Raw genomic sequence first — 25,047 nt, 5'->3', positions numbered from 1 at the left:
CCGGCGGACCAGCCTGACCGAGGTCCACCGGGGCGAACCGCCCCCGTCTCGAAAGGGTGCGCATGACGTCACGCAGGAGCCTTCCCCGGTCGGCGGCCGCGGTGATCGGGCTGTCCCTGACCCTGACCGCGGTGCCCGCCGCCGCGGATGCCCGGCCCCCGGCCGCCCCCACCGTCTCCGAGCAGCAGGTGATGCCCCATCTGCGTGCCCTGCAACGCATCGCGGACCGCAACGGCGGCAACCGCGCGCACGGCACGAAGGGGTACGCGCAGTCCGTGGCGTATGTGCGCGACGCGCTGGACCGGGCCGGATTCCGTACCAGGCTGGTGCCCTTCACCCACGACGGCGCCACCGGCCACAACCTGATCGCCGACTGGCCGGGCGGCGACCCGGACCACGTGCTGATGACCGGCGCCCACCTCGACAGCGTGAAGGAGGGCCCGGGGATCAACGACAACGGTTCGGGTTCGGCCGCGGTGCTGGCCGCCGCCCTCCAGGTCGCCGAATCCGGTCTCAGGCCCCAACGACACCTGCGGTTCGCCTGGTGGGGCGCGGAGGAGCAGGGGCTGATCGGCTCGGCGGACTACGTCGGCAAGCTCTCCGGGGCCGACCGCCGCAGGATCGACGTCTATCTCAACTTCGACCAGGCGGGCAGCAAGAACACCCGGCAGTGGCTCGTGGTCCACGACGACGAACACGACGAGACCGAGGCCCAGCAGGCGTTCGAGGCGTGGTTCGCCGAGCGGGACATCCCCACGTTCGACATCGGTGTCGGCGGTTCGGACCACGAGTCGTTCGGCAACGCGGGCATCCCCTCGTCCGGCTTCAGCACCGGCATCTCGGACTGCATCCACGAGGCGTGCGACGACCTCGCGAACGTGGATCCGAAGACGGAGAAGACCAGTACCGACGCCATCGTCGGTGTGCTGTGGAAGCTCGCCGCCACCACGCCCCGGCACTGACCCCGACCTCGAGGAACGAGACATGCGCAGCATCCCCGCCCGACGCCGCAGGACCGTCGCCGCCCTGGTGGCCGCGGTCGTGACCGGCTCCGTGCTGGCCACCGTCCCCGCCTCCGCCGCCATCGGCGGTCCGGGGCTCGGCGACCCGTACTTCCCCGACGACGGCAATTCCGGCTACGACGTCTCCCACTACGACGTCCGCATCTCCTACGACCCGGCGCGCACCGACCACCTCGACGGGGACACCACCGTCACCGCCCGCGCCCTGACCCGCCTGGACCGGTTCGGCCTGGACCTCAAGGGCTTCACCGTCGCTTCGGTCGAGGTGGACGGCGTCCCGGCGAAGTCGTTCTCCCGGGCCGGCGCCCATGAACTGGTCATCACCCCGGCCCGCCCGGTGGCGAAGGGCGCGACGTTCGCCGTCCGGGTGACGTACGCGGGGCGGCCCGACCCCGAGGGCTGGCACACCCTGGAGACCGGCGGCGCGAACGTGGCGGGCGAGCCCCACTCCGCGACCTCCTGGTATCCCTCCAACGACCACCCGTCCGACAAGGCCACCTTCGCCCTCACCGCGACGGTCCCCGACGGCTGGACGGTCGTCGGCAACGGCCTGCCCGGCCCCGAGAGCGTCAAGGACGGCCGCAGGACCTTCCGCTGGTCCGAGAACCGGCCGATGGCCACCTACCTCAGCACGGTCGCCATCGACCGGTTCACCGTCCACCGCGGCCGGACGGCCGCCGGGACGCCCGTCATCACGGCGTACAGCCCGGACGCCGTCATCGACCCCGGGGCGGAGGCCGAACAGACCGAGATCCTGGACTTCCTGGCCACGAAGTTCGGCCCGTACCCCTTCTCCTCGGCGGGGGCCATCGTCGTCGGGGCGTCGAAGGAGCCCAACGACGGCCCGCTGGCCCTGGAGACACAGAGCCGCCCCACCTACGGCTCCATGCTCTTCGACGCCTCGATGGTCCACGAGAACGCCCACCAGTGGTTCGGTGACAGCGTCTCGTTCAAGGACTGGCGCGACGGCTGTCTCGCCGAGTGCTTCGCCCAGTACGCGGGGCAGTTGTGGGAGGAGCACAAGGGCTCCGACCTGGACCAGGACTTCTACCGGTCCGAGGTGGAGCAGAACCGGGACGATCCGTCGTTCTGGTCCGTCAGGCTCTACGACCCGGGACCGGGCAGGGAACTGGACGGGGCCCTGTACTTCAAGGGCTCGCTGATGCTGCACGCCCTGCGCCGCACGGTGGGCGACGAGGCGTTCTTCCGTACGCTGCGCACCTGGACGCGCGACCACGCGTACGGCAACGCTTCGTTCCGGCAGTTCGAGGCGCTGGCGGCGAAGGTCTCGGGCAAGGATCTCAAGGGCTTCTTCGGGGCCTGGGTGGACGGCACGGTGCTCCCGCCGCGGCAGTACCTCTACCCGGGAAGCCTCGGCACCCCGGCGCGGTGAACAGGCGCGCGCGGCGCGGGGGCCGCTCCCCCGCGCCGCGCGCGTCCGCGCTCCGTCAGCGCCCGTGCGCCAGCTGCCCGAGGGCGATGTTGAGCTGGAGGACGTTGACCCGGGGCTCTCCGGCGAAGCCGAGGAGCCGGCCGTCCGTGTGTTCCGCGACGAGCTTCTCCACCCGGCCGACGGCGAGGTGGTTCCGCTCCGCCACCCGGCGCACCTGGAGCTGTGCGTACGCCGGTGAGATGTCCGGGTCGAGGCCGGAGCCGGAGGAGGTGACGGCGTCGGGCGGCACCGCCGAGGGGTTGACGGGGTGGCCGGGGACGGAGTTGTCCTTGACCACCGCGGCCTTGGCGGACTTCACCCAGTCGATCAGTTCCTTGTTGTCGCCGGAGCGGTTGGTCGCGCCGGAGACGAGCAGTTTGTACTGGGTGTTGACGCTGTTGGTGCCCAGCCCGTTGGAGGGGCGCGGCTGGAACCACTTGAGGTCGGGGGCGGCGGTCTGCTGCCCCTTCTTCAGCGGCAGGTCGTAGCGCTGTCCGATGAGTTCGGAGCCGACGACCCTTCCGTTCGCGGTGATCTCTGAGCCGTTGGCCTGGTGGGGGAAGACGCCCTGGGCGACGCCCGTGACGGCGAGCGGGTAGAGCACACCGCAGACGACGGTGAGGACGAGCAGGGCGCGCAGCCCGGCCCAGAGCAACCGGGCGGAGTTCGCTACGGAGTTGTTCATGGCAAGTCAGCCGTTTCCTGGATTCAGTTCAGCCCGGGTACGAGGGAGATGACCATGTCGATGATCTTGATGCCGATGAACGGGGCCACCAGACCGCCGAGCCCGTAGATCCCGAGGTTGCGCCGGAGCATCGAGTCGGCGCTGCTGGGCCGGTAGCGCACGCCCTTCAGGGCGAGCGGCACCAGCGCGATGATGATCAGCGCGTTGAAGACGACGGCCGACAGGATCGCGGACTGGGGCGAGGACAGCTGCATGATGTTGAGCTTGTCCAGGCCGGGATAGACCACGGCGAACATGGCGGGGATGATCGCGAAGTACTTCGCGACGTCGTTGGCGATCGAGAACGTCGTCAGCGCGCCCCGGGTGATGAGCAGCTGCTTGCCGATCTCGACGATCTCGATCAGCTTGGTGGGGTTGGAGTCCAGGTCCACCATGTTCCCGGCCTCCTTGGCGGCCGAGGTGCCGGTGTTCATGGCCACCCCGACGTCCGCCTGGGCGAGCGCGGGGGCGTCGTTGGTGCCGTCGCCGGTCATCGCGACGAGTTTGCCGCCCGACTGCTCCCGCTTGATGAGGGCCATCTTGTCCTCGGGGGTGGCCTCGGCGAGGAAGTCGTCGACACCCGCCTCCTCGGCGATGGCCTTCGCGGTCAGCGGGTTGTCGCCGGTGATCATCACCGTCCTGATGCCCATGCGGCGCAGCTCGTCGAACCGCTCCCGCATGCCCTCCTTGACCACGTCCTTGAGGTGGACGACACCGAGGACCCGGGCACCGTGCTCGTCCTCCCTGGCCACCAGCAGCGGGGTGCCGCCCGCGGCGGAGATCCTCTCGGTGAGCGACCGCGCGTCCGCCGGGACGGTGCCGCCGCGCTCCCGGACCCAGGCGAGGACCGAACCCGCGGCGCCCTTGCGGACCGCGTGTCCGTCCACGTCGACGCCGGACATGCGCGTCTGGGCGGTGAAGGCGACCCACTCGGCACCGGACAGTTCGCCCTGGTGGCGCTCGCGCAGCCCGTACTTCTCCTTGGCGAGCACGACGACCGAGCGGCCCTCGGGCGTCTCGTCGGCCAGCGAGGAGAGCTGGGCCGCGTCCGCCAGTTCGGCCTCGGTCGTGCCCTGCACGGGGACGAACTCGGCGGCCTGCCGGTTGCCCAGGGTGATGGTGCCGGTCTTGTCGAGCAGCAGGGTCGACACGTCCCCGGCGGCCTCGACGGCACGCCCCGACATCGCGAGCACATTGCGCTGGACCAGGCGGTCCATCCCGGCGATGCCGATCGCGGAGAGCAGGGCTCCGATGGTCGTCGGGATCAGGCAGACCAGCAGGGCGGTCAGCACGATCATCGACTGCCGCTGCCCGGCGTATATCGCGAAGGGCTGGAGGGTGACCACGGCGAGCAGGAAGACGATCGTGAGGGACGCGAGCAGGATGTTCAGCGCGATCTCATTGGGTGTCTTCTGCCGGGCGGCGCCCTCGACCAGGGAGATCATCCGGTCGATGAAGGTCTCGCCGGGCTTGGTGGTGATCTCGACGACGATGCGGTCCGAGAGCACCTTCGTGCCCCCGGTGACGGCGCTCCGGTCCCCGCCGGACTCCCGGATGACCGGGGCGGACTCGCCGGTGATCGCGGACTCGTCCACGCTGGCGACGCCCTCGACGACATCGCCGTCGCCGGGGATGATGTCACCGGCCTCGCAGACCACCAGATCGCCGACGCGCAGCCCGGTGCCGGGCACCCGCTCCTCGCTCCCGCCGGTCAGCCGCCGGGCGACGGTGTCGGTCTTGGCCTTGCGCAGGGTGTCGGCCTGCGCCTTGCCGCGGCCCTCGGCGACCGCCTCCGCCAGGTTGGCGAAGACCGTGGTCAGCCAGAGCCAGGCGGCGATGGCCCAGCCGAACCACGCGCCCGGGTCCAGGCACGCCAGCACGGTCGTGAACACCGAACCGATCAGCACCACGAACATCACCGGGGACTTGACCATCACCCGGGGGTCGAGCTTGCGCACGGCGTCGGGCAGGGACCGGATCAGCTGGGCGGGGTCGAACAGGCCCGCGCCGACACGTCCTTCGCCGCGGTGGCCCGTGGGCGCGTCCGGGTGGGGTGCCCGGGAGGGGGTGACAGTGGACATCGAGTCCTCTTGCTCCGTACGAGTGGTCATGACGCCAGTCCTTCGGCCAGCGGCCCCAGCGCGAGGGCCGGGAAGTAGGTCAGCCCGGTGATGATCAGGACCGTGCCGACCAGCAGTCCGCTGAAGAGTGGCTTGTGCGTGCCCAGGGTGCCGACGGTCGCCGGTACGGGCTTCTGCCCGGCGAGCGAGCCGGCCAGCGCCAGGACGAACACCATCGGCAGGAACCGGCCGAGCAGCATCGCGAGACCGATCGTGGTGTTGAACCACTGGGTGTCCGCGTTGAGCCCGGCGAACGCCGAACCGTTGTTGTTGGCGCCCGAGGTGTAGGCGTAGAGGATCTCGGAGAATCCGTGGGCGCCGGTGTTGGTCATCGAGTGGGGCGGGGTGGGCAGCACCATCGCGGCGGCGGTGAAGCAGAGCACCAGTGCCGGGGTGATCAGGATGTAGCAGGCCGCGAGCTTGATCTCACGGGTGCCGATCTTCTTGCCGAGGTACTCGGGGGTACGGCCGACCATCAGCCCGGCGATGAAGACCGCGATGATCGCCATGATCAGCATGCCGTAGAGGCCGGAACCCACGCCTCCGGGCGCGATCTCGCCGAGCTGCATGCCCAGCATGGCGATGCCGCCGCCGAAGCCCGTGTACGAGTCGTGGAAGGAGTTCACCGCACCGGTGGAGGTGAGGGTCGTGGCCACGGCGAAGATCGACGAGCCGGCGATCCCGAACCGGGTCTCCTTGCCCTCCATCGCCCCGCCCGCGATCTCGAACGCGGGCCCGTGGTGCGAGAACTCGGTCCACATCATCAGGGTGGTGAAGCCCAGCCAGATGACGCCCATCGCCGCGAGGATCGCGTACCCCTGCTTGAGCGAGCCGACCATCCGGCCGAAGGTCCGCGTCAGCGCGAACGGGATGACCAGGATCAGGAAGATCTCGAACAGGTTGGACAGCCCGTTGGGGTTCTCGAAGGGGTGGGCCGAGTTGGCGTTGAAGTAGCCGCCGCCGTTCGTCCCCAGCTCCTTGATGGCCTCCTGGGAGGCGACGGCGCCGCCGTTCCACTGCTGGGAGCCGCCCATGAACTGGCCGACCTCGTGGATGCCGGCGAAGTTCTGGATCGCGCCGCAGGCCACCAGCACCAGCGCGCCGACCACGGAGATCGGCAGCAGGATCCGTACGGTGCCACGCACCAGATCGGACCAGAAGTTGCCGAGCTCACCGGTGCGCGAGCGGGCGAAGCCCCGGACGAGGGCCGCGGCGACGGCCATGCCGACGGCGGCCGAGACGAAGTTCTGCACCGCGAGGCCGCCGGTCTGCACGACGTGGCCCATGGCCTGTTCGCCGGAGTAGGACTGCCAGTTGGTGTTGGCGACGAAGGAGGCGGCCGTGTTGAACGCCTGGTCGGGATCGATCGAGGCGAAGCCGAGCGAGCCGGGCAGTGCGCCTTGGAACCGCTGCAGCAGATAGAGGAAGAGGACGCTCACCGCGGAGAAGGCGAGCACCCCTCGCAGATAGGCGGGCCAGCGCATCTGCGTGTCGGGGTCGGCACCCACGGCCTTGTACATCCACTTCTCGACGCGCAGGTGCTTGTCCGAGGAGTAGACGCCGGCCATGTAGTCACCGAGCGGGCGGTACGCCAGTCCCAGCGCCACGACGAGCGCGAGGACCTGGAGCACACCGGCGAGGACGGGGCTCATATCGCGCTCAGAACCTCTCCGGGTAGAGAAGGGCGAGGACGAGGTAGCCCAGGAGGGCGACTGCCACGACCAGGCCGACGATGTTCTCGGCGGTCACAGCTTCGCCACCCCCTTGGCGACGAGAGCCACCAGCGCGAAGACCGCGATCGTGGTGACGACGAAGGCCACATCGGCCATCGTGTGCTCCTAGATGAGGTACGGATTCTCTGACCTCTTGAGCAAACCTCTCACCAAGGCCGTCCTGGCCTGCGTTGATGCCTTCCTTACGGGGAACGGCGGCCCTTTGACGGCGCGCATACGTGCCCCGTACGCGCCCCATACGCGCCCCCATCGCCCGCTTGTCCGGAACCCGTCTTGCGCACGGCCCGAAAAGCCGCCCGGGGCCCGCTTCCGGACGCGGAACGGCCGGTGGGCCGCACCCCCTCGCAAGGGGATGCGGCCCACCGGCCGAAGCTGTGCCGGGCGGTCGCCCGTGCCCGCTCAGCGCACCTCGGTGATCTCGGGTCCGCGCTGGAGCTGGCCCATGCCGCCGGAGAACTTCGAGCCCTCCTGGCTCTCCTGCTGGACGCCCTCGGGCACCATCTGGGCGTCGTTGGGCAGCTTGAGGACGATCGGGTCGCGCGGGGCCATCGGGCCCTCGCCGCGGACGACCACGGTGTCCCGGAAGATCGTCTCCAGCAGACCGGCGGCCTCCGGCTGCACGGCACCCTGGCCGGAGATCACGCCGCGCAGGAACCAGCGCGGCCCGTCGACACCGACGAAGCGCACCAGCTGCACGCCGTTCGTCCCGTCGGGGAGCTGTACGGGGACCTGGGCGCGCAGCTCCCAGCCCAGCGGCCCCTCGACCTCGTCGATGACCCCGCCCTGTGCGGTGATCCCCGAGGCGATCTCCTCGCGGACCTCGCCCCAGATGCCTTCCTTCCTGGGCGCGGCGAACGCCTGGAGCTGGATGGCGCTGTCGCGCAGCACCACGGTCGCGGCGACGATGGCGTCACCGGCCACCTCGACGCGCAGCTCCATGCCCTCGACACCGGGGACGAAGACGCCGCCCAGGTCGACCCGGCCCTCGCCGGGCTGGGAGACCTCGGAGACGTCCCACGGCCCGTCCGGCCGGGGCGCCGGCGGGAGGTTCACCCGACGCGTGCCGCTGTCTGCGCCGTCGGCGTCATCGAGCTCGTCGACGACCTGCTCGGCCTCGCGCGCTTCGTCCGCCACGTCCTCGGCGGAACCACTCTTCTTGCGACGTCCGAACACGTCACTGTCCTTCCCGGTCGGGTACGACCGAAGCGTAGCTGTTCCCGCCCTGGGTGATCCCGCCCCTGACGCCGTCGACATCACCGGAAGCATGGCCTCCGGTGGATCCGAAGCCTCCCTCGCCGCGGGCCGAGCCGGGCAGCTCGGCCACCTCGTGGAAGCTCACCTTCTCGACCTGCTGGACGACCAGTTGGGCAATCCGGTCGAACCGCTCGAATCGCACGGGCTCACGCGGGTCGAGATTGATGACGATCACCTTGATCTCTCCACGGTACCCGGCATCCACCGTCCCCGGGGCATTCACGAGGGCGACTCCGCAGCGTGCGGCGAGCCCGGACCGAGGGTGCACGAACGCCGCGTATCCGTCGGGCAGCGCGATCGACACCCCGGTGGGCAGGACCGCCCGCTCGCCCGGAGCCAGCTCGACGGCCTCGGTGGTCACCAGATCGGCCCCGGCGTCGCCCGGGTGCCCATAGGCCGGAATCGGCACGTCCGGGTCGACCCGGCGGATCAGTACGTCCACGGGACGGCGCATCAGGGGTTCACCTCGAAGGCTCGGGCACGCCGGACCTGGTCCGGGTCGGCCATCGCCGCCCGGATCTCGGCCGGGCGGCCGTTCTCGATGAAATGGTCGACCTTGACCTCGACGAAGAGGGCCTCGGCGCGGACCGCCACGGGCCCGTCCGGGCCGCCGATCCGGCCGGTCGCCCGCGAGTAGATCTTCCGGCCGTGCACCGCGGTGATCTCGGCGTCGAGGTACAGCACGGTGTCCACCGGCACGGGCCGCACGAAGTCGGTCTCCAGCCGTCCGGTCACGGCGATGACCCGCAGGAGCCAGTTCAGCGAACCGAGCGTCTCGTCCAGCGCGGTGGTCAGGATGCCGCCGTGCGCCAGTCCCGGGGCGCCCTGGTGGGCGGCCTTCACGGTGAACTCGGCGGTGACGCCGACGCCCTCACCGGCCCGCGCCTGGAGGTGCAGCCCGTGCTGCTGTCCTTCGCCGCAGCCGAAACAGTGCTCGTAGTGCGCGCCGAGGAGTTCGCCGGGGGCCGGGGCGTCGGGGTGCCGGACCGGTTTCACCGCGTCGGCCGGGGGCTTCAGAGCCGCAGATGTTCCACTCACAGGCGCAGACCTTACCCGCGCGGCCGCCCGCGGGTCGCGCCGTGCCAAGCTTGGGTTCATGCAGCCTTCCACCCCGCCTTTCGACGAACGACTGACCGCGCCCCGTTCGTGGTGGCTCATCGCCCTCCTGGTCGGCATCGCCTGCGCGCTGATGCTGCTGCCGCTCGGCACCCTTCCGCTGCTGGCCGGCCTGGTGGGCGGCACCGCCCTCGCGGCGGTCGCGGTGAGCTCCTACGGCTCGGCCAGGATCCGGGTGGTGGCGGGCGCCCTGGTCGCCGGAGACGCCCGGATCCCGGTGACGGCGCTCGGCGAGGCCGAGGTGCTGGACGAGGAGGAGGCGCGCGCGTGGCGCTCGTACAAGGCGGACACCCGGGCGTTCATGCTGCTGCGCAGCTACATCCCGACGGCGGTCCGGGTGGAGATCACCGACCCGCAGGACCCGACGCCGTACGTCTATCTGTCGACCCGCGAGCCGCAGGCCCTGGTGGCGGCGCTCACGGCCGGACGGGCCTGAGGTCTTCCGTCGGTTCGGGCCGGATCACCGGATCAGTGGCGCGTGTGCCCGCGTGATCCGAACGAGAGGTCCTAGTTGCCTTCCGCGTCCGGTGTTCCCGGCAGTGCCTTGCGGAGGCCCTGTCGGCGCTCCAGCGGGGGCAGCTCGGGAAGCCGGTCCCAGGGGACCTGGCGCTTGCGCAGGTCCTTCCTGACCCGCTCTGCGAGCTTTCTGGTGTCGCGCCGGTTCATCATCGCGCCGACGGCGGCGCCGACCATGAACGGGACCAGGTTCGGCAGGTCACGCGCGGTGCGCTTCATGATCTGCCGGCGCAGCTCGCGCTTCATCTGGCCGCTCAGCGCGGCGTCGACGGTGGAGGGGTGGACGACGTCGATTCCGCGCTCCTCCGTCCATGACGTGAGGTAGGCGGTGGAGCGTCGGCCGAGGCCGCCCGGCGGGCGCTGTCCGTAGACCTCGTGCAGCTCGGCGACGAGCTTCATCTCGATCGTGGCCACGCCGGTGATCTCCGCCGCCAGCTCGGCGAGCATGGCGGGCGGTACGGGCATCATGGCCGCCGCGCCGATTCCGGCGCCCACGGCGGCGGTGCCCTTGGTCGCACCCGCGATGAGCTTGTCGGCGAGCTCCTCCGGACCGAGCCCGGGGAACTGCTTGCGCAGGGTGGCGAGATCGCGCACAGGGACGCGGGGAGCGTTCTCGATGATCAGGTCGGCGATATGACCGATCGCTGCCTTGGCGCTCACCCCGCCCTTGCGTACGCCCCGTTTCGCCGCACTCGGACGGCCTGCCCCGGTCACGGGCTCCGTCCTGTCGACCTGTCCGGCCCCATCGGCCGCGTCGACTCCTTCGGTGGCCGGGGCCACCGATTCGAGCGAGGCCGGCCGGCCCCGCTCGTCGTCCTGCCCGCCCGGGGAGGGTGGCAGGGCGGACCGCTCGGCAGACGCTGCTACGCCTTCTGCCGGGCCTGTGCCGCCCTGATACGCCTCCGACGACCTCTTGCGCCGCAAGCGCCGCTTCCTGAACGGTGTGTCGCCTGCCACGGTCGGTACGACCTAGTCGCAGTCGCGGCAGATCGGCTGGCCGTTCTTCTCGCGTGCCAGCTGGCTCCTGTGGTGCACGAGGAAGCAGCTCATGCACGTGAACTCGTCGGCCTGCTTGGGCAGGACCCTGACGGCCAGCTCCTCGTTGGACAGGTCTGCGCCGGGCAGCTCCAGTCCTTCGGCCGCGTCGAATTCGTCGACGTCGACGGCGGACGCCGTCTTGTCGCTCCGGCGAGCCTTGAGTTCTTCGAGGCTGTCCTGGTCGACGTCGTCATCGGTCTTGCGTGGGGTGTCGTAATCCGTTGCCATAGTCGCTCTCCCCCTCTGGGTGTCTGCGGTGTCTCAGCGCACGTAACGCGTGAGAGGCCGGACTTGTGCCCGACCCGAGGCGGAGATTTTGCCTCACATCAAGGTCTGTTACTCAATCGACACCCAATAGGACCGCTCGGGAGCGGTCGGCTTGGGTGGCGATGGGGACCGTACACGGTCCCGGTGTCGCGCTTCACGGGCGCCACCCCGTGTACTTCCCGTGATATCGGGCCACGAAAACCCCGACTTTTGCGGGTTTTCCGGTGGCGGCCCTGATCACGGAGCGTTGACGGCCGGAAATTCGCCCCTGTGATCGATCACACACGGACGATCCGGGCACAGGTCCCGAAAATTCCGCTCAAAGCGAACAAACTCATGGGTGCGCGGATCGGCCCGTCCGGCCCGTCAGACCGGCAGTGAGACGCGCATCACAAGACCACCGCCTTCGCGGGGCTCCGCGATGATACGGCCCCCGTGGGCGCGCGCCACGGAGCGCGCGATCGACAGGCCGAGCCCAACCCCCTTGTCGCTGCCCGTTCGCTCCGTACGCAGCCGTCTGAAGGGCTCGAAGAGGTTGTCGATCTCGTAGGCGGGGACCACGGGACCGGTGTTCGAGACCACCAGCAGGGCCTGACCGCCCTGCAACTCGGTGGTGACCTCCACCCAGCCGTCCTCCGGGACGTTGTAGCGCACCGCGTTCTGTACGAGGTTCAGCGCGATCCGCTCCAGCAGCACCCCGTTGCCCTGGACGACGGCGGGGGCCCGCTCGCCACGGATCTCCACACCGCGCTCCACGGCCTCGCCGCGCGTCTGGTCGATCGCGCGCGAGGCGACCTCCGCGAGGTCGACCGGTTTGCGCTCGACGATCTGGTTGTCGCTCCGGGCCAGCAGCAGCAGGCCCTCGACCAGCTGCTCACTGCGCTCATTGGTGGCCAGCAGGGTCTTGCCGAGCTGCTTCAGCTCCGGCGGGGCCTGCGGGTCGGAGAGATGGACCTCCAGCAGCGTGCGGTTGATCGCGAGCGGCGTACGCAGCTCGTGCGAGGCGTTGCCCACGAACCGCTGCTGGGCGGTGAAGGCCCGCTCCAGGCGGTCCAGCATCTCGTCGAAGGTGTCGGCGAGCTCCTTCAGCTCGTCGTCCGGACCGTCCAGCTCGATCCGGCGGGACAGATCGGTTCCGGCCACCCGGCGGGCGGTGCGGGTGATCCGGCCCAGCGGCGAGAGCACGCGCCCGGCCATCGCGTAGCCGAAGGCGAAGGCGATGACGCTCAGGCCCACCAGGGCCAGCAGCGAGCGGTTGAGCAGCGTGTCGAGCGCCTGCTGGCGCTGGTGGTTGACGCAGGAGTTCATCGCCGCGTTGAAGGCCTCGGGGGACGCCTTCTCGGGCAGATTGCAGACATCGCTGGTCACCTGCCCGTTGACGATCTTGAAGGGCAGCTCGCTGCCCACGTGCAGGGCCTGCGCGGCCAGCATGTAGATGATCGACAGCAGCAGGATTCCGGCGATCAGGAACATGCCGCCGTAGAGCAGCGTGAGCCGTATCCGGATGGTCGGACGCAGCCAGTAGGGGGGCTCCTGGTGTTTGGGCTCCCAGGTGGGCTTCGGAGGCGCCGTCGGCGGCGCGGGAACGGGGGGCACCGGCCGTCAGATCCGGTAGCCGGAGCCGGGCACGGTGACGATGACCGGCGGCTCGCCGAGTTTCCGGCGCAACGTCATGACGGTCACCCGGACGACGTTGGTGAACGGGTCCGTGTTCTCGTCCCAGGCCTTCTCCAGCAGCTGCTCGGCCGAGACGACCGCGCCCTCGCTGCGCATCAGGACCTCCAGCACGGCGAACTCCTTCGGCGCGAGCTGCACCTCCGTCTCGCCCCGGAAGACCTCGCGCCGGTTGGGGTCGAGCTTGATCCCGGCCCGCTCCAGGACGGGCGGCAGGGCCACCGTCGTCCGCCGGCCGAGCGCCCGCACCCGGGCGGTGAGCTCGCTGAAGGCGAAGGGCTTGGGCAGGTAGTCGTCGGCCCCCAGCTCCAGGCCCTCGACGCGGTCGCTGACGTCCCCGGACGCGGTGAGCATGAGCACCCGGGTCGGGATGCCCAGCTCGACGATCCGCCGGCAGACGTCGTCGCCGTGGACCAGCGGGAGGTCCCGGTCCAGCACCACGACGTCGTAGTCGTTGACCTCGACGCGCTCCAGGGCCGCCGCACCGTCGTACACGACATCGACGGCCATGGCCTCCCGGCGCAATCCGGTGGCCACCGCATCGGCGAGCAGCTGCTCGTCCTCCACGACGAGTACGCGCACGGCGCTGTCCTTCCTTAGTGACTTCATTACGTGTCGGAGCGCCCACGGTCCGTGATCCGGTCACCCGTCGGCACTGGTCTGTGCGGCTCCATCCTGCCCGCAACGCGCATAAACCGGCGGTAAGACGACGCTGCCCCACCTGGGGCGCAAGGGAATTCGCGGGATTTACCGACCAGTTGAGGTTTCTCGGGTACCGGGCCCGGGGAGGACGAATTCACACCCGCGATCACGCCTCGAAATGTGGCGTGCCACAGGCCACTCCGTCCCCGGAGAGCGCGTGATCACCCGCCCTACCGCCTCCGTGCGGAGGGAAACCCCGGGCACACCCCCGTGCCACCGACCCACGATGAGGGGGCGCATTATGGACGCTTTCACCGCAGGCCTGCTGCAGCGGATCAGGACCACCGAGTACGACCTCACCCGAGCTCGGGAGACGGGCGACGACTTCCTCGCGGATGTCGAGCAGAGCGAGCTGGAGGACCTGCACCGCCTCGCCGCCGAGCACGGTGTCGAGATCGGCGCCACCAGCGTCTGAGCCGTCTGAGCACATCGACGAGCAGGGCCCCCGATGCCGTGACCGGCGTCGGGGGCCCTGCTCGTGCCCGTGTCCCACCGCCCGACAGGCTCTCAGTCGTGCCAGGCGCCGAACTCCTCCAGGAGGGCCTGGAGCGGCTCGAAGACGCCGGGCGTCGCGGCGACGGTCAGACCGCCGTCGGCGGGCAGCCCGGGGCGCCCGCCGGTGCGGGCGCCCGCCTCGCGGGCGATGAGGTCGCCGGCCGCCAGGTCCCAGGGGTGGAGCCCGCGCTCGTAGTAGCCGTCGAGACGGCCCGCGGCCACGTCGCAGAGATCCACGGCCGCGGAGCCGCCGCGCCGGATGTCACGCAGTCGCGGGATCAGCTTCCGGGCCACGTCCGCCTGGTGCGTGCGGACCTCGCCGACGTAGTTGAAACCGGTCGAGACGAGGGCCTGGTCGAGCGGGGGCGCGGGGCGGCAGCGCAGCGCGGCGCCGTCACCGTACGCACCGCCCCGGGCGTGGGCCCCGCCGCCGAGCACCGCCCGGTAGGTCTCGCGGCGCATCGGGGCCTCCACCACGCCCACGACCCGCACGCCGTCCCGTTCGGCGGCGATCGAGACGGCCCAGGTGGGGAGTCCGTAGAGGTAGTTCACGGTGCCGTCGAGCGGGTCGATGACCCAGCGGATACCGCTGCTGCCCTCGGCACTGGCCCCTTCCTCGCCGAGGAAGCCGTCCTGCGGCCGCCGGTCGCTCAGGAAGCCGGTGATCAGTTTCTCGGCGGCGATGTCCATCTCGGTGACGACGTCGATCGGGCTGGACTTGGTCGCGGCCACGCCCAGATCGGCCGGACGGCCGTCGCGGAGCAGCGCGCCCGCGCGGCCCGCGGCCTCCAGGGCGAGGTCGAGCAGTTCGGACAGGGTCGGGTCGGTCACGGCTCTCCAGGGGTCTGTGGGCGTACGGCGAACTCTTACGCGTACGGACTGTCGGCACCCGCGGCGGCAGGCTTGGGGGCGCGGGCCGGGCAGCAGCCGACCGGGCAGAGGTCGTGGCCCGGTCCGAGCGCGCCCAGGGCGCACCGCTCCCGGCCCTGCCCCCGCTCGGTGGCGGCGCGCTCCAGCACCAGCTCCCGCACGGCGGCGGCGAACCGGGGGTCGGCGCCGACCGTGGCCGACCTGCGCACCGGCAGCCCCAGTTCGGCGGCCTTCGCGGTGGCCTCCGTGTCGAGGTCGTACAGGACCTCCATGTGGTCCGAGACGAAGCCGATGGGGGCCATCACCGCGGCGGGCACGCCGTCCGCGTGCAGTGCCTCCAGGTGGTCGCAGATGTCGGGTTCCAGCCAGGGGATGTGCGGGGCGCCGCTGCGCGACTGGTAGACGAGCCGCCAGGGGTACTCGACGCCGGTCTCCTCGCGCACCGCGTCGACGATCAGCCGGGCGACGTCGAGGTGCTCGGCGACGTAGGCGCCGCCGTCGCCGTGCGCCTCCACGGGGCCGGAGGTGTCGGCGGCCGAGGTGGGGATGGAGTGGGTGGTGAAGGCCAGGTGCGCCCCGGCGCGTACGTCCTCGGGGAGGTCGGCCAGTGCGGCGAGCACGCCGTCCACCATGGGCGTCACGAATCCGGGGTGGTTGAAGTAGTGCCGGAGCTTGTCCACCCGGGGCACCTCCAGCCCCTCCGCCTCCAGCGCGGCCAGCGACTCGGCGAGGTTCTCCCGGTACTGCCGGCAGCCGGAGTAGGAGGCGTAGGCGCTGGTGGCGAGGACGGCGACGCGGCGGTGCCCGGCGTGGGTCATCTCGCGCAGGGTGTCGGTGAGGTACGGCGCCCAGTTGCGGTTGCCCCAGTACACCGGCAGGTCCAGCCCGTGCTCGGCGAAGTCCTTGCGCAAGGCGTCCAGCAGGGCCCTGTTCTGGGCGTTGATCGGGCTGACGCCGCCGAACAGGAAGTAGTGCTTGCCGACCTCCTTCAGCCGCTCCTCGGGGATGCCGCGGCCGCGGGTCACGTTCGCCAGGAACGGGACCACGTCGTCCGGGCCTTCGGGGCCGCCGAAGGAGAGCAGCAGCAGGGCGTCGTAGGGAGCGGGATCGCGCAGATCGGACATGGCACCGATCCTGCCACCCGTCTCCGGCGGCCCTCCCACCGACATCGGCTCCCCGGCCCTCCCCCGGGCGGGACCGTGCGCCCCGGCCGTAAGCTGTGTCGGCTGAGTTCACGCATGACAGGCGTGTGTGATCACGCCGCTCCGGAGCCCATCTTGTCCAGTCCCTATCGCGCGATATTCGCCGTCCCCGGCACCAAGGGGTTCTCGGCGGCCGGATTCCTCGGCCGGATGCCGCTGTCCATGATGGGCATCGGTGTGGTGACCATGATTTCCCAGCTCACCGGCCGTTACGGACTCGCCGGCGCGCTCTCCGCGACGCTGGCGATGTCGGCGGCGGTGCTCGGGCCGCTGATCTCCCGGCTCGTCGACCGGCACGGGCAGCGCCGCGTCCTGCGGCCCGCCGCCCTCGCCGCCCTGGCGGCGGTGGCCGGACTCCTGGTCTGCGCGCAGCAGCGGATGCCCGACTGGACGCTCTTCGTCTTCGCGGCGGGCGTCGGCTGCGTTCCCAGCGTGGGGTCGATGATCCGGGCCCGCTGGGCGGAGATCTACCGCGGTTCGCCGCGGGAGCTGCACACCGCGTACGCGTGGGAGTCGATCGTCGACGAGGTGTGCTTCATCTTCGGGCCGATCATCTCGATCGGGCTGTCCACCGCCTGGTTCCCGGAGGCGGGGCCGCTCCTGGCGGCCGGGTTCCTGCTGGTCGGCGTCGTCTGGCTGACCGCGCAGCGGGCCACCGAGCCGGTGCCGCATCCGCGTGCGCAGCACTCCCGCGGCTCGGCGCTGCGCTCCCGGGGGCTCCAGGTGCTCGTGGTGACGTTCGTGGCCACCGGCGCCATCTTCGGGTCCATCGACGTGGTGACGGTGGCCTTCGCCGAGGAGCGGGGCCACAAGGCCTCGGCGAGCCTCGTCCTGGCCGTGTACGCGCTGGGCTCCTGCCTCGCCGGGGCGGTCTTCGGACTGCTCCGTCTCAGGGGGCGGACGTCCACCCGGTGGCTGGTGGGCGTGTGCGCGATGGCCGTGAGTATGATCCCCCTCCAACTGGCCGGGAACCTGCCGCTCCTGGCCGTGGCGCTCTTTGTCGCGGGTCTCGCCATCGCACCGACGATGGTCTCCACCATGGCCCTCGTCGAACAGCACGTACCGCGCACCGAACTGACCGAGGGCATGACCTGGACCAGCACCGGGCTCGCCGTCGGGGTGGCGCTCGGCTCCTCGGCCGCCGGCTGGGTGGTCGACGCCTCGGGGGCCGATGCGGGGTACGTGGTACCCGTCGTGGCGGGAGCGCTCGCGGCCGCGGTGGCGTTCCTGGGGTATCGCCGGCTCAGCGGGCCGGTTCCCGAGAAAGGGCGCGCGGAAGATGACCGACACCGACGCACGGACGACGACGAACGCGTGGCGTAACTGGGCGGGAAACGTCAGCGCCCGTCCGGTACGGGCCGTGTCCCCCGCCTCCGTGCCGGAGCTCGCCGAGGTGCTGCGCCGCGCGTCCGAGGACGGGCTGCGGGTGAAGCCGGTCGGCACCGGGCACTCGTTCACCGCGGCGGCGGCCACCGACGGCGTGCTGATCCGCCCGGACCTGCTCACCGGCATCCGGAGCATCGACCGCGAGGCGATGACGGTGACCGTCGAGGCCGGCACCCCGCTGAAGCGGCTGAACGCCGCCCTGGCCCGCGAGGGCCTCTCGCTCACCAACATGGGCGACATCATGGAGCAGACGGTGGCCGGGGCCACCTCGACCGGCACCCATGGCACCGGCCGCGACTCGGCGTCCATATCGGCCCAGATCCGCGCCCTCGAACTGGTCACCGCCGACGGCACGGTGCTGACCTGTTCGGAGCGGGAGAACGCCGATGTCTTCGCCGTCGCCCGGATCGGGCTCGGCGCGCTGGGCGTCGTCACGGCGATCACCTTCGCCGTGGAGCCGGTCTTCCTGCTGACCGCCCGTGAGGAGCCGATGGCCTTCGACCGGGTCCTGGGCGACTTCGACGAGCTGGTCGCCGAGAACGAGCACTTCGAGTTCTACTGGTTCCCGCACACCGGCAACTGCAACACCAAGCGCAACAACCGCAGCGCGGGCCCCGCCGCGCCGCCCGGGAAGGTCAGCGGCTGGATCGAGGACGAGCTCCTCTCCAACGGGATCTTCCAGGTGGCCTGCTCGCTCGGCCGGGCGGTCCCCGCCACCATTCCCTCGATCGCCAAGATCTCCAGCCGCGCCCTGTCGGCCCGCACCTACACCGACATCCCGTACAAGGTCTTCACCAGCCCGCGCCGGGTCCGGTTCGTGGAGATGGAGTACGCGCTGCCGCGCGAGGCCGCGGTGGAGGCGCTGCGCGAGGTGAAGGCGATGGTCGACCGTTCGCCGCTGCGGATCAGCTTCCCGGTGGAGGTCCGGACCGCCCCCGCGGACGACATCGCGCTCTCCACGGCCTCGGGCCGCGAGAGCGCGTACATCGCCGTGCACCTCTACAAGGGCACGCCCTACCAGGCGTACTTCACCGCGGTGGAGCGCATCATGACCGCCCACGCGGGGCGCCCGCACTGGGGCAAGGTCAACACCCGCGACGCCGAGTACCTGGCGGGGGTCTACCCGCGGTTCGGCGAGTTCACCGCGGTACGCGACCGGCTGGACCCGGACCGTCTCTTCGGCAACGACTACCTGCGCCGGGTCCTGGGCGAGTAGGGCCTCCCGGACGGCGGACGGCCCCGGCTCGCGGGGGGGGGGGCGGGCGGGGCCGGGGCGGGGGCCCCCGCGGGGGGGGGGGAAAGGGGTGGGGGCCCCCGGGGGGGGGGGCGGCCCGGGGGGGGGGGGGGGGCCGGCGGGGGGGGGGGGCCCCCCCGCCGCTCGGTGTCCGGTCACTGGCCGGTGTCCGTGCCCGCGGTGGGGCCGTCGCCCTGTGCCGGGGCCTCGCCCCCGCCCGCGGGGGCCGTGCCCGTGGTGGTGCCGTCGCCGGACGCGGTCGGGGCGGGCGTGGCCTGCGGGGACGGGCTGGTGCGGTCGCCGGTGCCGCCGGACGGTGTGGGGCCGGTCGTCGGGTCGTCCGAGGAGTCGCCCCGGCCGGTGCCGGGGCTGTGGCTCTGTCCACCCTGCGGGTCCGTGCCCGGGGTCGCGCCGTCCTTCCGGTCCGGCGTGCTGCCCTCGCCGGAGCCGGTGCTCGTCGACGGCGCGGGATCCTGCGAACCGGAGCCCCGGTCCCCGCCCCGCACCACGGACCCGACGGTCGTGCCCCGGCCACCGCTCAGGTCGTTGCCGGAGAGCACCTCGTACGTGGTGATTCCGGCCATGGTCAGGGCGAAGACCACGGCCGCGCCGAGCGCCGAGCGCTTCCAGCCGCGCAGCCGGGTGCCGTGGGTGGTGGCTTCGGAGAACTCCTCGTCCGGCTCCGGGTGCGCGGTGGTGAGGAGCTGGGTCGCGTCCAGGGGACGCAGCATCCGTGTGCGCTCCGGATCACCGGCCGGGTGACGCGGCGGCGCGGCGTCCGCCGCGCGCAGCACGGTGGTGGCGTCCGCCGCTCCGTCGGTCCTCCCGGTCCGGCCGGCGGCCGGCGGCCTGCGGCTTCCCTTCGCCGAACGCGCGCCGCTCGTCTCGCGCGTATGCACCGTCACCTCGCGGTCCTGGTGCTTCACCTGGACCGTGACCTCGCGGATCTGCTCGCCCGTGCGGCGGAAGAAGTGCTGGAAGACCGAACCGCCGCAGGTGGCGACGACGCTCATCACTCCGGCGCCGAGGATCGTTCCGTACACACCCAGCTGGGAGGCCGCCACCGCTGCCGCGACGGCTGCCACGGCGCTGCCCGCCACCTGGGGCAGGCTCAGATCGATACGCCTTTCCTTGGGTTCTATGTCACTTTCCGGCTTCTGCACCATTTCCAGCCCTTGATTGACATCTCTCCCACCATGCAACAGGAAGGGACATATGAGCGAAGTGATTAGTTCCGCTTCCGGGGATTCTGTGAAGCAGGACACGCACGGAGGGCGCACCACCCCCGGCCCGGCGACCCAACTCCCGCACCTCACGAGAACTTCGACGGCGCGGCGGTCCACCCTGGTGGCCCGAATGGAGTACTGTGGCGAGCCCTGGGGCCGGACTCCCGTACGGGTGTCCGGGATCTTCGGGAGGGGGCCGAAGGAGGCACTCGATCCGGCGGCGCCACGGCATCGCACGGGGACTGGCTACAAGAGGTGACCAGCGGTCACTTTCTGTTGCAGAATAGGTCACCGTGTCATACCGGCGATCAAGGGCTCACACCCGACACGCCGGGCAACACGGCAATGTTGTGGCAGGCTGCACCCGGGCAGGCCACACTCGACTAGCGGAAGCAGCGACGCACGTGACGTCGGCAGGCACCACCCGGGAGGTCCCCATGCCCGAACTGCGTGTCGTGGCCGTCTCCAACGACGGCACACGACTGGTGCTCAAGGCTGCGGACAGCACGGAGTACACGCTTCCCATCGACGAGCGGCTGCGCGCCGCGGTGCGCAACGACCGCGCACGGCTCGGCCAGATCGAGATCGAGGTGGAGAGCCACCTCCGCCCCCGCGACATCCAGGCTCGGATACGAGCCGGCGCCTCCGCGGAGGAGGTCGCCCAGTTCGCTGGGATCCCCGTCGACCGCGTCCGCCGCTTCGAGGGCCCCGTGCTCGCGGAGCGCGCCTTCATGGCCGAGCGGGCCCGGAAGACCCCCGTGCGCCGTCCCGGCGAGAACACCGGTCCCCAGCTCGGCGAGGCGGTGCAGGAACGCCTGCTGCTGCGCGGCGCCGACAAGGAGACCGTCCAGTGGGACTCCTGGCGCCGGGACGACGGCACCTGGGAGGTCCTCCTGGTGTACCGGGTCGCGGGCGAGCCCCATTCGGCGAGCTGGACGTACGACGCGCCGCGCCGCCTGGTCCAGGCCGTGGACGACGAGGCGCGCTCGCTGATCGGCGAGACCGACGACGTCGCCGCGCCCGAGCCGAGCTTCCCGTTCGTGCCCCGGATCGCCCGGCTGCCGCGCGACCGGCCGCTGGACCGTGCCCTGGACCGCCAGATCGAACGGCCCACGGCCCCGCCGCCCCCGCCCGAGCCGGAGGAGCACATCGCCTCCGTCTCCGCCGGTGAGCGCGATTCGCTGACCAGCCTGCTGGAAGCGGTGCCGAGCTTCCGCGGCGACATGGTGGTGCCGGAACGCCCGGCTCCGCCGGAGCCGCCCGCGATCGAGCCCGCCGCGCAGGAGCCGGAGGCCGACGAGTCCTCGGCCGCGGCGGCCTCCGCGGGTTCCGCCTACGCGGATGTGCTGATGCCGCGTGCGGTGGCCGGTCATCGCGACCGGCTGACCGGTACGACGGACCGTCAGGCCGAGGCGGACGGCGTCCGGCCCGGCCGCCGGGCCGCCGTACCGACCTGGGACGAGATCGTCTTCGGTACCCGCCGCAAGAAGCAGGACTGAGCGGTGACCGCGGCATGACGAGGGCCTGTACGCCACCGCGTACGGGCCCTCGTGCCGTGCGCGTCCGGCGCGCCTCGCGCTTACGGGGCCGGGCGCTGCCGGATCCGGCGCCCGCGCGATTACTGGGGCTCGGGCCCCGTGGCCACCGGGCGGGACGCGTCGCCGGACCACTCGGACCAGGAGCCCGCGTACAGCGCCGCCGGGATACCCGCGACGGCCAGGGCCAGCACCTCATGGGCGCCGGAGACCCCGGAGCCGCAGTAGACACCGACCTCCCCCGCCCGGCCCGCGCCGAGCCCCTCGAAGCGGGCCGCCAGCGCCTCCGCGTCCAGGAACCGCCCGTCCTCCCCCGTGTTCCCGGAGGTCGGGGCCGAGACGGCGCCCGGGATGTGCCCGCCCACCCGGTCGATCGGCTCCACATCGCCCCGGTAGCGCTCGGCGGCTCGGGCGTCGAGCAGCAGACCCGAGCGGGCCAGCGCCGCCGCCCCGTCCGCGTCCAGCAGCGGAAGTGCGCCGGGGACGGGCCGGAAGTCGCCCTCGGCCGGGGCCGGGACCTCCTTCTGGAGCTCCCCCGGCCAGGCGGCGAGACCGCCGTCGAGGACCCGGACGTTCTCGTGGCCCGTCCAGCGCAGCAGCCACCAGGCGCGCGCCGCCGCCCAGCCCTGGCCGCCGTCGTACACGACCACCGGGGTGTCCTGGGAAACCCCGGCCCGGCGCATCACCGCCCCGAACTCCTCGGGATCGGGCAGGGGATGGCGGCCACCGCTGCCCGCCGGACCGGCGAGTTCCGCGTCCAGGTCGACGAAGACCGCGCCGGGGAGGTGTCCGGCCTCGTAGTCGGGCCGCCCGTGCGGGCCACCCAGTTGCCAACGTACGTCCAGGAGCACCGGCGGACGTGGCCCCGCCGACTCGCTCGCGTATTCGGATGCGGTGATGATGGGCTTCATGGGTGCCATCCTCGCGCAGGAGCCGCCCCACCCGTAGCACCTTCGAAACGGGTGTACCGCCTCGATTCGGCCTCCCTCGGTCGAGATCCCGGAAAGTGCGGCGCGGCCGGAGCACTTCGCACGCCGGGTGGTGCAAACATCTGCACGGGGCGTACACATCCCGTACCGCATGGCGGCACGCCGGCCCCGTTCCCCCCGTACGGCCACCCCGATGGTCCGAGGAGAGAGTGACGATGACCGAGGCTGCCACGCCGCGTACGCCCGGAACACCTTGCTGGGTGAGTCTGATCGTGCATGGCCTGAGCACCACCCAGGACTTCTACGCCGATCTGTTCGGCTGGGAATTCGTGCCGGGTCCTGACCAACTGGGTCCGTACGTCCGGGCGCTGATCGACGGAAAGGTGGTGGCGGGCATCGGACAGCTGCCGCCCGACCGGCATCTTCCGGTCGCCTGGACGACCTATATGGCCACCGACGACGCGGACCTCACGGCGGAGACGATCCGGTCCTGCGGCGGCACGGTCGCCGTGGGCCCGCTCGACGCGGGCGAGGCGGGGCGGCTCGCCATCGCCTCCGACCCCAGTGGTGCGGTCTTCGGGATCTGGCAGGCCGCCGCCCATGTCGGCACGGCGCTCGCCGGGGCTCCCGGCACACCGGCCTGGAACGAGCTGGTGACCCGTGAGACCGCGACGGTCTGCAAGTTCTACCAGACGGTCTTCGGCTACGAGGCGGAGGCGGTCGTCTCGGCCGACTTCGACTACCAGACCCTGCATCTGGCGGGCCGTCCGGTGGCCTCGCTGCACGGCGTCGGCCATGCCCTGCCGCGCGACCGGGGCCCGCACTGGATGACGTACTTCGAGGTCTTGGACACCGACGAGTCGGCGCGGCGCGTGGTGGAGCTCGGCGGATACATCCTGCAACCGCCCCGCGAGGGGGCGGGCGGCCGGGTGGCGACCGTGGCCGACCCGGAGGGGGCGGCGTTCACCATCGTGCGGTCGGCCGGCCGCTGAGCCCTCAGCGCGCCCGGACCCGCGCGACGTGCCTGCGGGCGGGTCCGGCCAGCCGGGCGTGCATCTCGTCGAAGAGCTCGGAGGCGTGCGTTCCGCTCCAGGCGTCGGGGAGCAGCTCACGCGCGAGGCCGGGATCGAGGTAGACGAGCCTGCGCCAGTCGGTGAGCACCCCGATGTACGCGGTGAACGCCTGGCGGTCCGTCACCGGGGCGCCGTTCGCGATCCGCTCGGCCACCGGACCGTGCGCGGCGAGGAATTCGGCGTACAGCCGCTCCAGCCGTTCGGTGTCCCACCAGGAGCGGACCTTCGCGGCGAGTTCCTCGCCGCCGCCTCCGCCGGCCGAGAGATAGCCGGCCCGGAAGAGGTCGGCGTACGCCCGCAGCCCGTGTCTGGCCAGCATGGACTCCGCCTCGCCGTGCACATGTCCCGGGGCGATCCACACCCCGGCGGACACCGAGCCGAAGCCGAGCCGGGTCAGCTGGGTGCGCAGGGTGTGCCGTCTGGCCCGCTCGGACTCGGGCACCGAGAAGACGACCAGCACCCAGCCCTCGTCCACGGTGGCCCGCCGGGCCGAGAAGATGCGCGGATCGCCGTCGCGCAGGATCCTCTCCGTCTCGGGCGAGATCCGGTACCCGGCCGCGCCGGCGACCGACTGGGCCTCCAGCAGCCCGGCCCGCTTCAGCCGGGAGACGCTGGAGCGTACGGTCGGGGCCTCGATGTCGAGGTCGGCGAGCAGCTGGATCAGCGAGGCGACCGACATCCAGCCGTCGGTGTCACGGGCGTACAGCCCGTAGACGGTCACGATCAGCTGCCGGGGCTGCACCTTGCCCAGCGGGCCCGGTCCCGAGCCGTCCTCTGCTCCGCTCACCGTGTTCACAGCGTCATCCTAAGCAGCCCCGCGCAGGCGCCGCCGGGGTGGCTCAGGGGGAGGAGACGGGCAGTACGTCCGGCGAGAGGGCGGCTGCCCTGGCGCTCGCGCTGGTGGTCCTGCGCTGGTGGTGGCGTCGGCACAGCACCTCGTAACCGACCTCGCCCGCCTGCTGGTTGACGTCGCCGACGACCACCTGGGCGCCTTCGACGACCATCTGGCCACCGACCGTGCGGGCGTTGTGCGTGGCTCGTGCGCCGCACCAGCAGAGCGCCTCGACCTGGAGCGTCTCGACCCGGTCGGCGAGCTCGATCAGCCGCTGGGAGCCGGGGAACAGCTTGGTCCGGAAGTCGGTGGTGATGCCGAACGCGAAGACGTCGAGGTCGAGGTCGTCGACGATCCGGGCGAGCTGGTCGATCTGGACGGGGGCCAGGAACTGCGCCTCGTCCACGATCACATAGTCCGCCCGGCCGCCCCGGCTTATCCGGTCGACGAGGTGGGCGTACAGGTCCATGCCCTCGTCGGCCTCGACGGCCTCGGTGACCAGGCCCAGACGCGAGGAGAGCTTGCCCTCCCCCGCCCGGTCGTCACGGGTGAAGATCACGCCTTGCAGGCCGCGTGCCGAACGGTTGTGGCCGATCTGCAGCGCCAGCGTGCTCTTTCCGCAGTCCATCGTTCCGGAGAAGAACACAAGCTCGGACATGAGGGGTTG

The 25,047-nt window shown here is 71.6% G+C and carries 25 protein-coding genes; 8 read left to right on the top strand and 17 right to left on the bottom strand.

The features are described 5' to 3' along the window. Nucleotides 1–62: 62 nt before the first annotated feature. Nucleotides 63–962: a M20/M25/M40 family metallo-hydrolase gene (locus tag ACFVFH_RS16200; RefSeq protein ID WP_383768346.1), complete on the top strand. Its 900-nt coding sequence runs from the start codon at nucleotides 63–65 to the stop codon at nucleotides 960–962. Between the two features lie 22 nt (nucleotides 963–984). Next, nucleotides 985–2,415, top strand: coding sequence for a M1 family metallopeptidase (locus ACFVFH_RS16195; RefSeq protein ID WP_383768344.1), 1,431 nt, complete (start codon nucleotides 985–987; stop codon nucleotides 2,413–2,415). Between the two features lie 55 nt (nucleotides 2,416–2,470). Here the strand turns inward: ACFVFH_RS16195 and ACFVFH_RS16190 are convergent, their stop codons facing one another. The 7 genes from ACFVFH_RS16190 to ACFVFH_RS16160 form a co-directional block, all read right to left on the bottom strand. Next, complete coding sequence (locus ACFVFH_RS16190; protein WP_383768341.1) at nucleotides 2,471–3,139, bottom strand: potassium-transporting ATPase subunit C; 669 nt, start codon at nucleotides 3,137–3,139, stop codon at nucleotides 2,471–2,473. A 23-nt stretch (nucleotides 3,140–3,162) separates the two neighbouring features. Next, on the bottom strand, nucleotides 3,163–5,289 hold the full coding sequence (gene kdpB, locus ACFVFH_RS16185) for a potassium-transporting ATPase subunit KdpB (protein WP_383768339.1): 2,127 nt from the start codon (nucleotides 5,287–5,289) through the stop codon (nucleotides 3,163–3,165). Beyond that, nucleotides 5,286–6,950 (bottom strand): potassium-transporting ATPase subunit KdpA, encoded by a 1,665-nt coding sequence (kdpA, locus tag ACFVFH_RS16180; RefSeq protein ID WP_383768336.1) that lies wholly within the window; start codon nucleotides 6,948–6,950, stop codon nucleotides 5,286–5,288. The genes kdpB and kdpA overlap by 4 nt, the downstream gene beginning before the upstream one ends. A 7-nt stretch (nucleotides 6,951–6,957) precedes the next feature. Beyond that, entirely contained in the window at nucleotides 6,958–7,047 is a 90-nt protein-coding gene (gene kdpF / locus ACFVFH_RS16175) for a K(+)-transporting ATPase subunit F (RefSeq protein WP_078075662.1), read from the bottom strand. Between the two features lie 383 nt (nucleotides 7,048–7,430). Then, on the bottom strand, nucleotides 7,431–8,204 hold the full coding sequence (locus ACFVFH_RS16170; RefSeq protein ID WP_383768333.1) for a DUF3710 domain-containing protein: 774 nt from the start codon (nucleotides 8,202–8,204) through the stop codon (nucleotides 7,431–7,433). Between the two features lies 1 nt (nucleotide 8,205). Beyond that, nucleotides 8,206–8,739, bottom strand: coding sequence for a dUTP diphosphatase (gene dut / locus ACFVFH_RS16165; protein WP_093539471.1), 534 nt, complete (start codon nucleotides 8,737–8,739; stop codon nucleotides 8,206–8,208). Further along, a complete protein-coding gene (locus ACFVFH_RS16160; RefSeq protein WP_383768330.1) occupies nucleotides 8,739–9,323 on the bottom strand; it encodes a PaaI family thioesterase in 585 nt (194 codons plus the stop codon). Before ACFVFH_RS16160 ends, dut begins: the two co-directional genes overlap by 1 nt. 58 nt (nucleotides 9,324–9,381) lie before the next feature. Here ACFVFH_RS16160 and ACFVFH_RS16155 point away from each other — a divergent pair, with 58 nt between their 5' ends. Continuing rightward, nucleotides 9,382–9,837: a DUF3093 domain-containing protein gene (locus tag ACFVFH_RS16155; RefSeq protein ID WP_383768327.1), complete on the top strand. Its 456-nt coding sequence runs from the start codon at nucleotides 9,382–9,384 to the stop codon at nucleotides 9,835–9,837. A gap of 71 nt (nucleotides 9,838–9,908) precedes the next feature. Here the strand turns inward: ACFVFH_RS16155 and ACFVFH_RS16150 are convergent, their stop codons facing one another. The 4 genes from ACFVFH_RS16150 to ACFVFH_RS16135 form a co-directional block, all read right to left on the bottom strand. Further along, complete coding sequence (locus ACFVFH_RS16150) at nucleotides 9,909–10,874, bottom strand: hypothetical protein (protein ID WP_383768324.1); 966 nt, start codon at nucleotides 10,872–10,874, stop codon at nucleotides 9,909–9,911. A 12-nt stretch (nucleotides 10,875–10,886) separates the two neighbouring features. Continuing rightward, nucleotides 10,887–11,183, bottom strand: coding sequence for a DUF4193 domain-containing protein (locus ACFVFH_RS16145; RefSeq protein WP_003965732.1), 297 nt, complete (start codon nucleotides 11,181–11,183; stop codon nucleotides 10,887–10,889). Between the two features lie 405 nt (nucleotides 11,184–11,588). Then, nucleotides 11,589–12,818, bottom strand: a complete 1,230-nt coding sequence (locus ACFVFH_RS16140; RefSeq protein WP_383768321.1) for a sensor histidine kinase — start codon at nucleotides 12,816–12,818, stop codon at nucleotides 11,589–11,591. A gap of 6 nt (nucleotides 12,819–12,824) precedes the next feature. Continuing rightward, entirely contained in the window at nucleotides 12,825–13,478 is a 654-nt protein-coding gene (locus ACFVFH_RS16135) for a response regulator transcription factor (protein ID WP_093539476.1), read from the bottom strand. A gap of 361 nt (nucleotides 13,479–13,839) precedes the next feature. Between ACFVFH_RS16135 and ACFVFH_RS16130 the strand changes: the two genes are divergently transcribed. Next, nucleotides 13,840–14,013, top strand: coding sequence for a hypothetical protein (locus tag ACFVFH_RS16130; RefSeq protein WP_176729069.1), 174 nt, complete (start codon nucleotides 13,840–13,842; stop codon nucleotides 14,011–14,013). A gap of 92 nt (nucleotides 14,014–14,105) precedes the next feature. Here the strand turns inward: ACFVFH_RS16130 and ACFVFH_RS16125 are convergent, their stop codons facing one another. After that, a complete protein-coding gene (locus ACFVFH_RS16125; protein WP_383768318.1) occupies nucleotides 14,106–14,924 on the bottom strand; it encodes an inositol monophosphatase family protein in 819 nt (272 codons plus the stop codon). A gap of 35 nt (nucleotides 14,925–14,959) precedes the next feature. Continuing rightward, entirely contained in the window at nucleotides 14,960–16,087 is a 1,128-nt protein-coding gene (locus ACFVFH_RS16120; protein WP_383768315.1) for a ferrochelatase, read from the bottom strand. A 153-nt stretch (nucleotides 16,088–16,240) separates the two neighbouring features. On the opposite strand from ACFVFH_RS16120, the gene ACFVFH_RS16115 reads away from it, so the two are divergent. Further along, nucleotides 16,241–17,488: an MFS transporter gene (locus ACFVFH_RS16115; RefSeq protein WP_383768312.1), complete on the top strand. Its 1,248-nt coding sequence runs from the start codon at nucleotides 16,241–16,243 to the stop codon at nucleotides 17,486–17,488. Continuing rightward, nucleotides 17,445–18,767: a D-arabinono-1,4-lactone oxidase gene (locus tag ACFVFH_RS16110; RefSeq protein WP_383768309.1), complete on the top strand. Its 1,323-nt coding sequence runs from the start codon at nucleotides 17,445–17,447 to the stop codon at nucleotides 18,765–18,767. The genes ACFVFH_RS16115 and ACFVFH_RS16110 overlap by 44 nt, the downstream gene beginning before the upstream one ends. A gap of 173 nt (nucleotides 18,768–18,940) precedes the next feature. On the opposite strand, the gene ACFVFH_RS16105 is transcribed toward ACFVFH_RS16110, so the two are convergent. After that, the gene (locus ACFVFH_RS16105) at nucleotides 18,941–19,951 is read right to left on the bottom strand and encodes a hypothetical protein (RefSeq protein WP_383768305.1); all 1,011 of its coding nucleotides are present in this window, start codon (nucleotides 19,949–19,951) and stop codon (nucleotides 18,941–18,943) included. A gap of 497 nt (nucleotides 19,952–20,448) precedes the next feature. Between ACFVFH_RS16105 and sepH the strand changes: the two genes are divergently transcribed. Beyond that, entirely contained in the window at nucleotides 20,449–21,510 is a 1,062-nt protein-coding gene (gene sepH / locus ACFVFH_RS16100) for a septation protein SepH (protein ID WP_383768302.1), read from the top strand. A 119-nt stretch (nucleotides 21,511–21,629) separates the two neighbouring features. Here the strand turns inward: sepH and ACFVFH_RS16095 are convergent, their stop codons facing one another. Further along, a complete protein-coding gene (locus ACFVFH_RS16095) occupies nucleotides 21,630–22,457 on the bottom strand; it encodes a sulfurtransferase (protein ID WP_383768299.1) in 828 nt (275 codons plus the stop codon). A gap of 233 nt (nucleotides 22,458–22,690) precedes the next feature. Here ACFVFH_RS16095 and ACFVFH_RS16090 point away from each other — a divergent pair, with 233 nt between their 5' ends. Further along, on the top strand, nucleotides 22,691–23,467 hold the full coding sequence (locus tag ACFVFH_RS16090; protein WP_383768296.1) for a VOC family protein: 777 nt from the start codon (nucleotides 22,691–22,693) through the stop codon (nucleotides 23,465–23,467). Nucleotides 23,468–23,471: 4 nt separating this feature from the next. Here the strand turns inward: ACFVFH_RS16090 and ACFVFH_RS16085 are convergent, their stop codons facing one another. Together ACFVFH_RS16085 and ACFVFH_RS16080 are read right to left on the bottom strand one after the other, a co-directional pair. Then, complete coding sequence (locus ACFVFH_RS16085) at nucleotides 23,472–24,344, bottom strand: PaaX family transcriptional regulator C-terminal domain-containing protein (RefSeq protein ID WP_383768293.1); 873 nt, start codon at nucleotides 24,342–24,344, stop codon at nucleotides 23,472–23,474. 43 nt (nucleotides 24,345–24,387) lie between these two features. Beyond that, on the bottom strand, nucleotides 24,388–25,038 hold the full coding sequence (locus tag ACFVFH_RS16080) for a thymidine kinase (RefSeq protein WP_383768290.1): 651 nt from the start codon (nucleotides 25,036–25,038) through the stop codon (nucleotides 24,388–24,390). Between the last annotated feature and the right edge of the window lie 9 nt (nucleotides 25,039–25,047).

Origin of the sequence: Streptomyces sp. NPDC057697, assembly GCF_042799335.1 — a bacterium.
Taxonomy (GTDB): Bacteria; Actinomycetota; Actinomycetes; order Streptomycetales; family Streptomycetaceae; genus Streptomyces.
The sequence above is the reverse complement of the archived record's forward strand: the minus strand, read 5'-3'. Positions and strand labels throughout refer to the sequence as shown.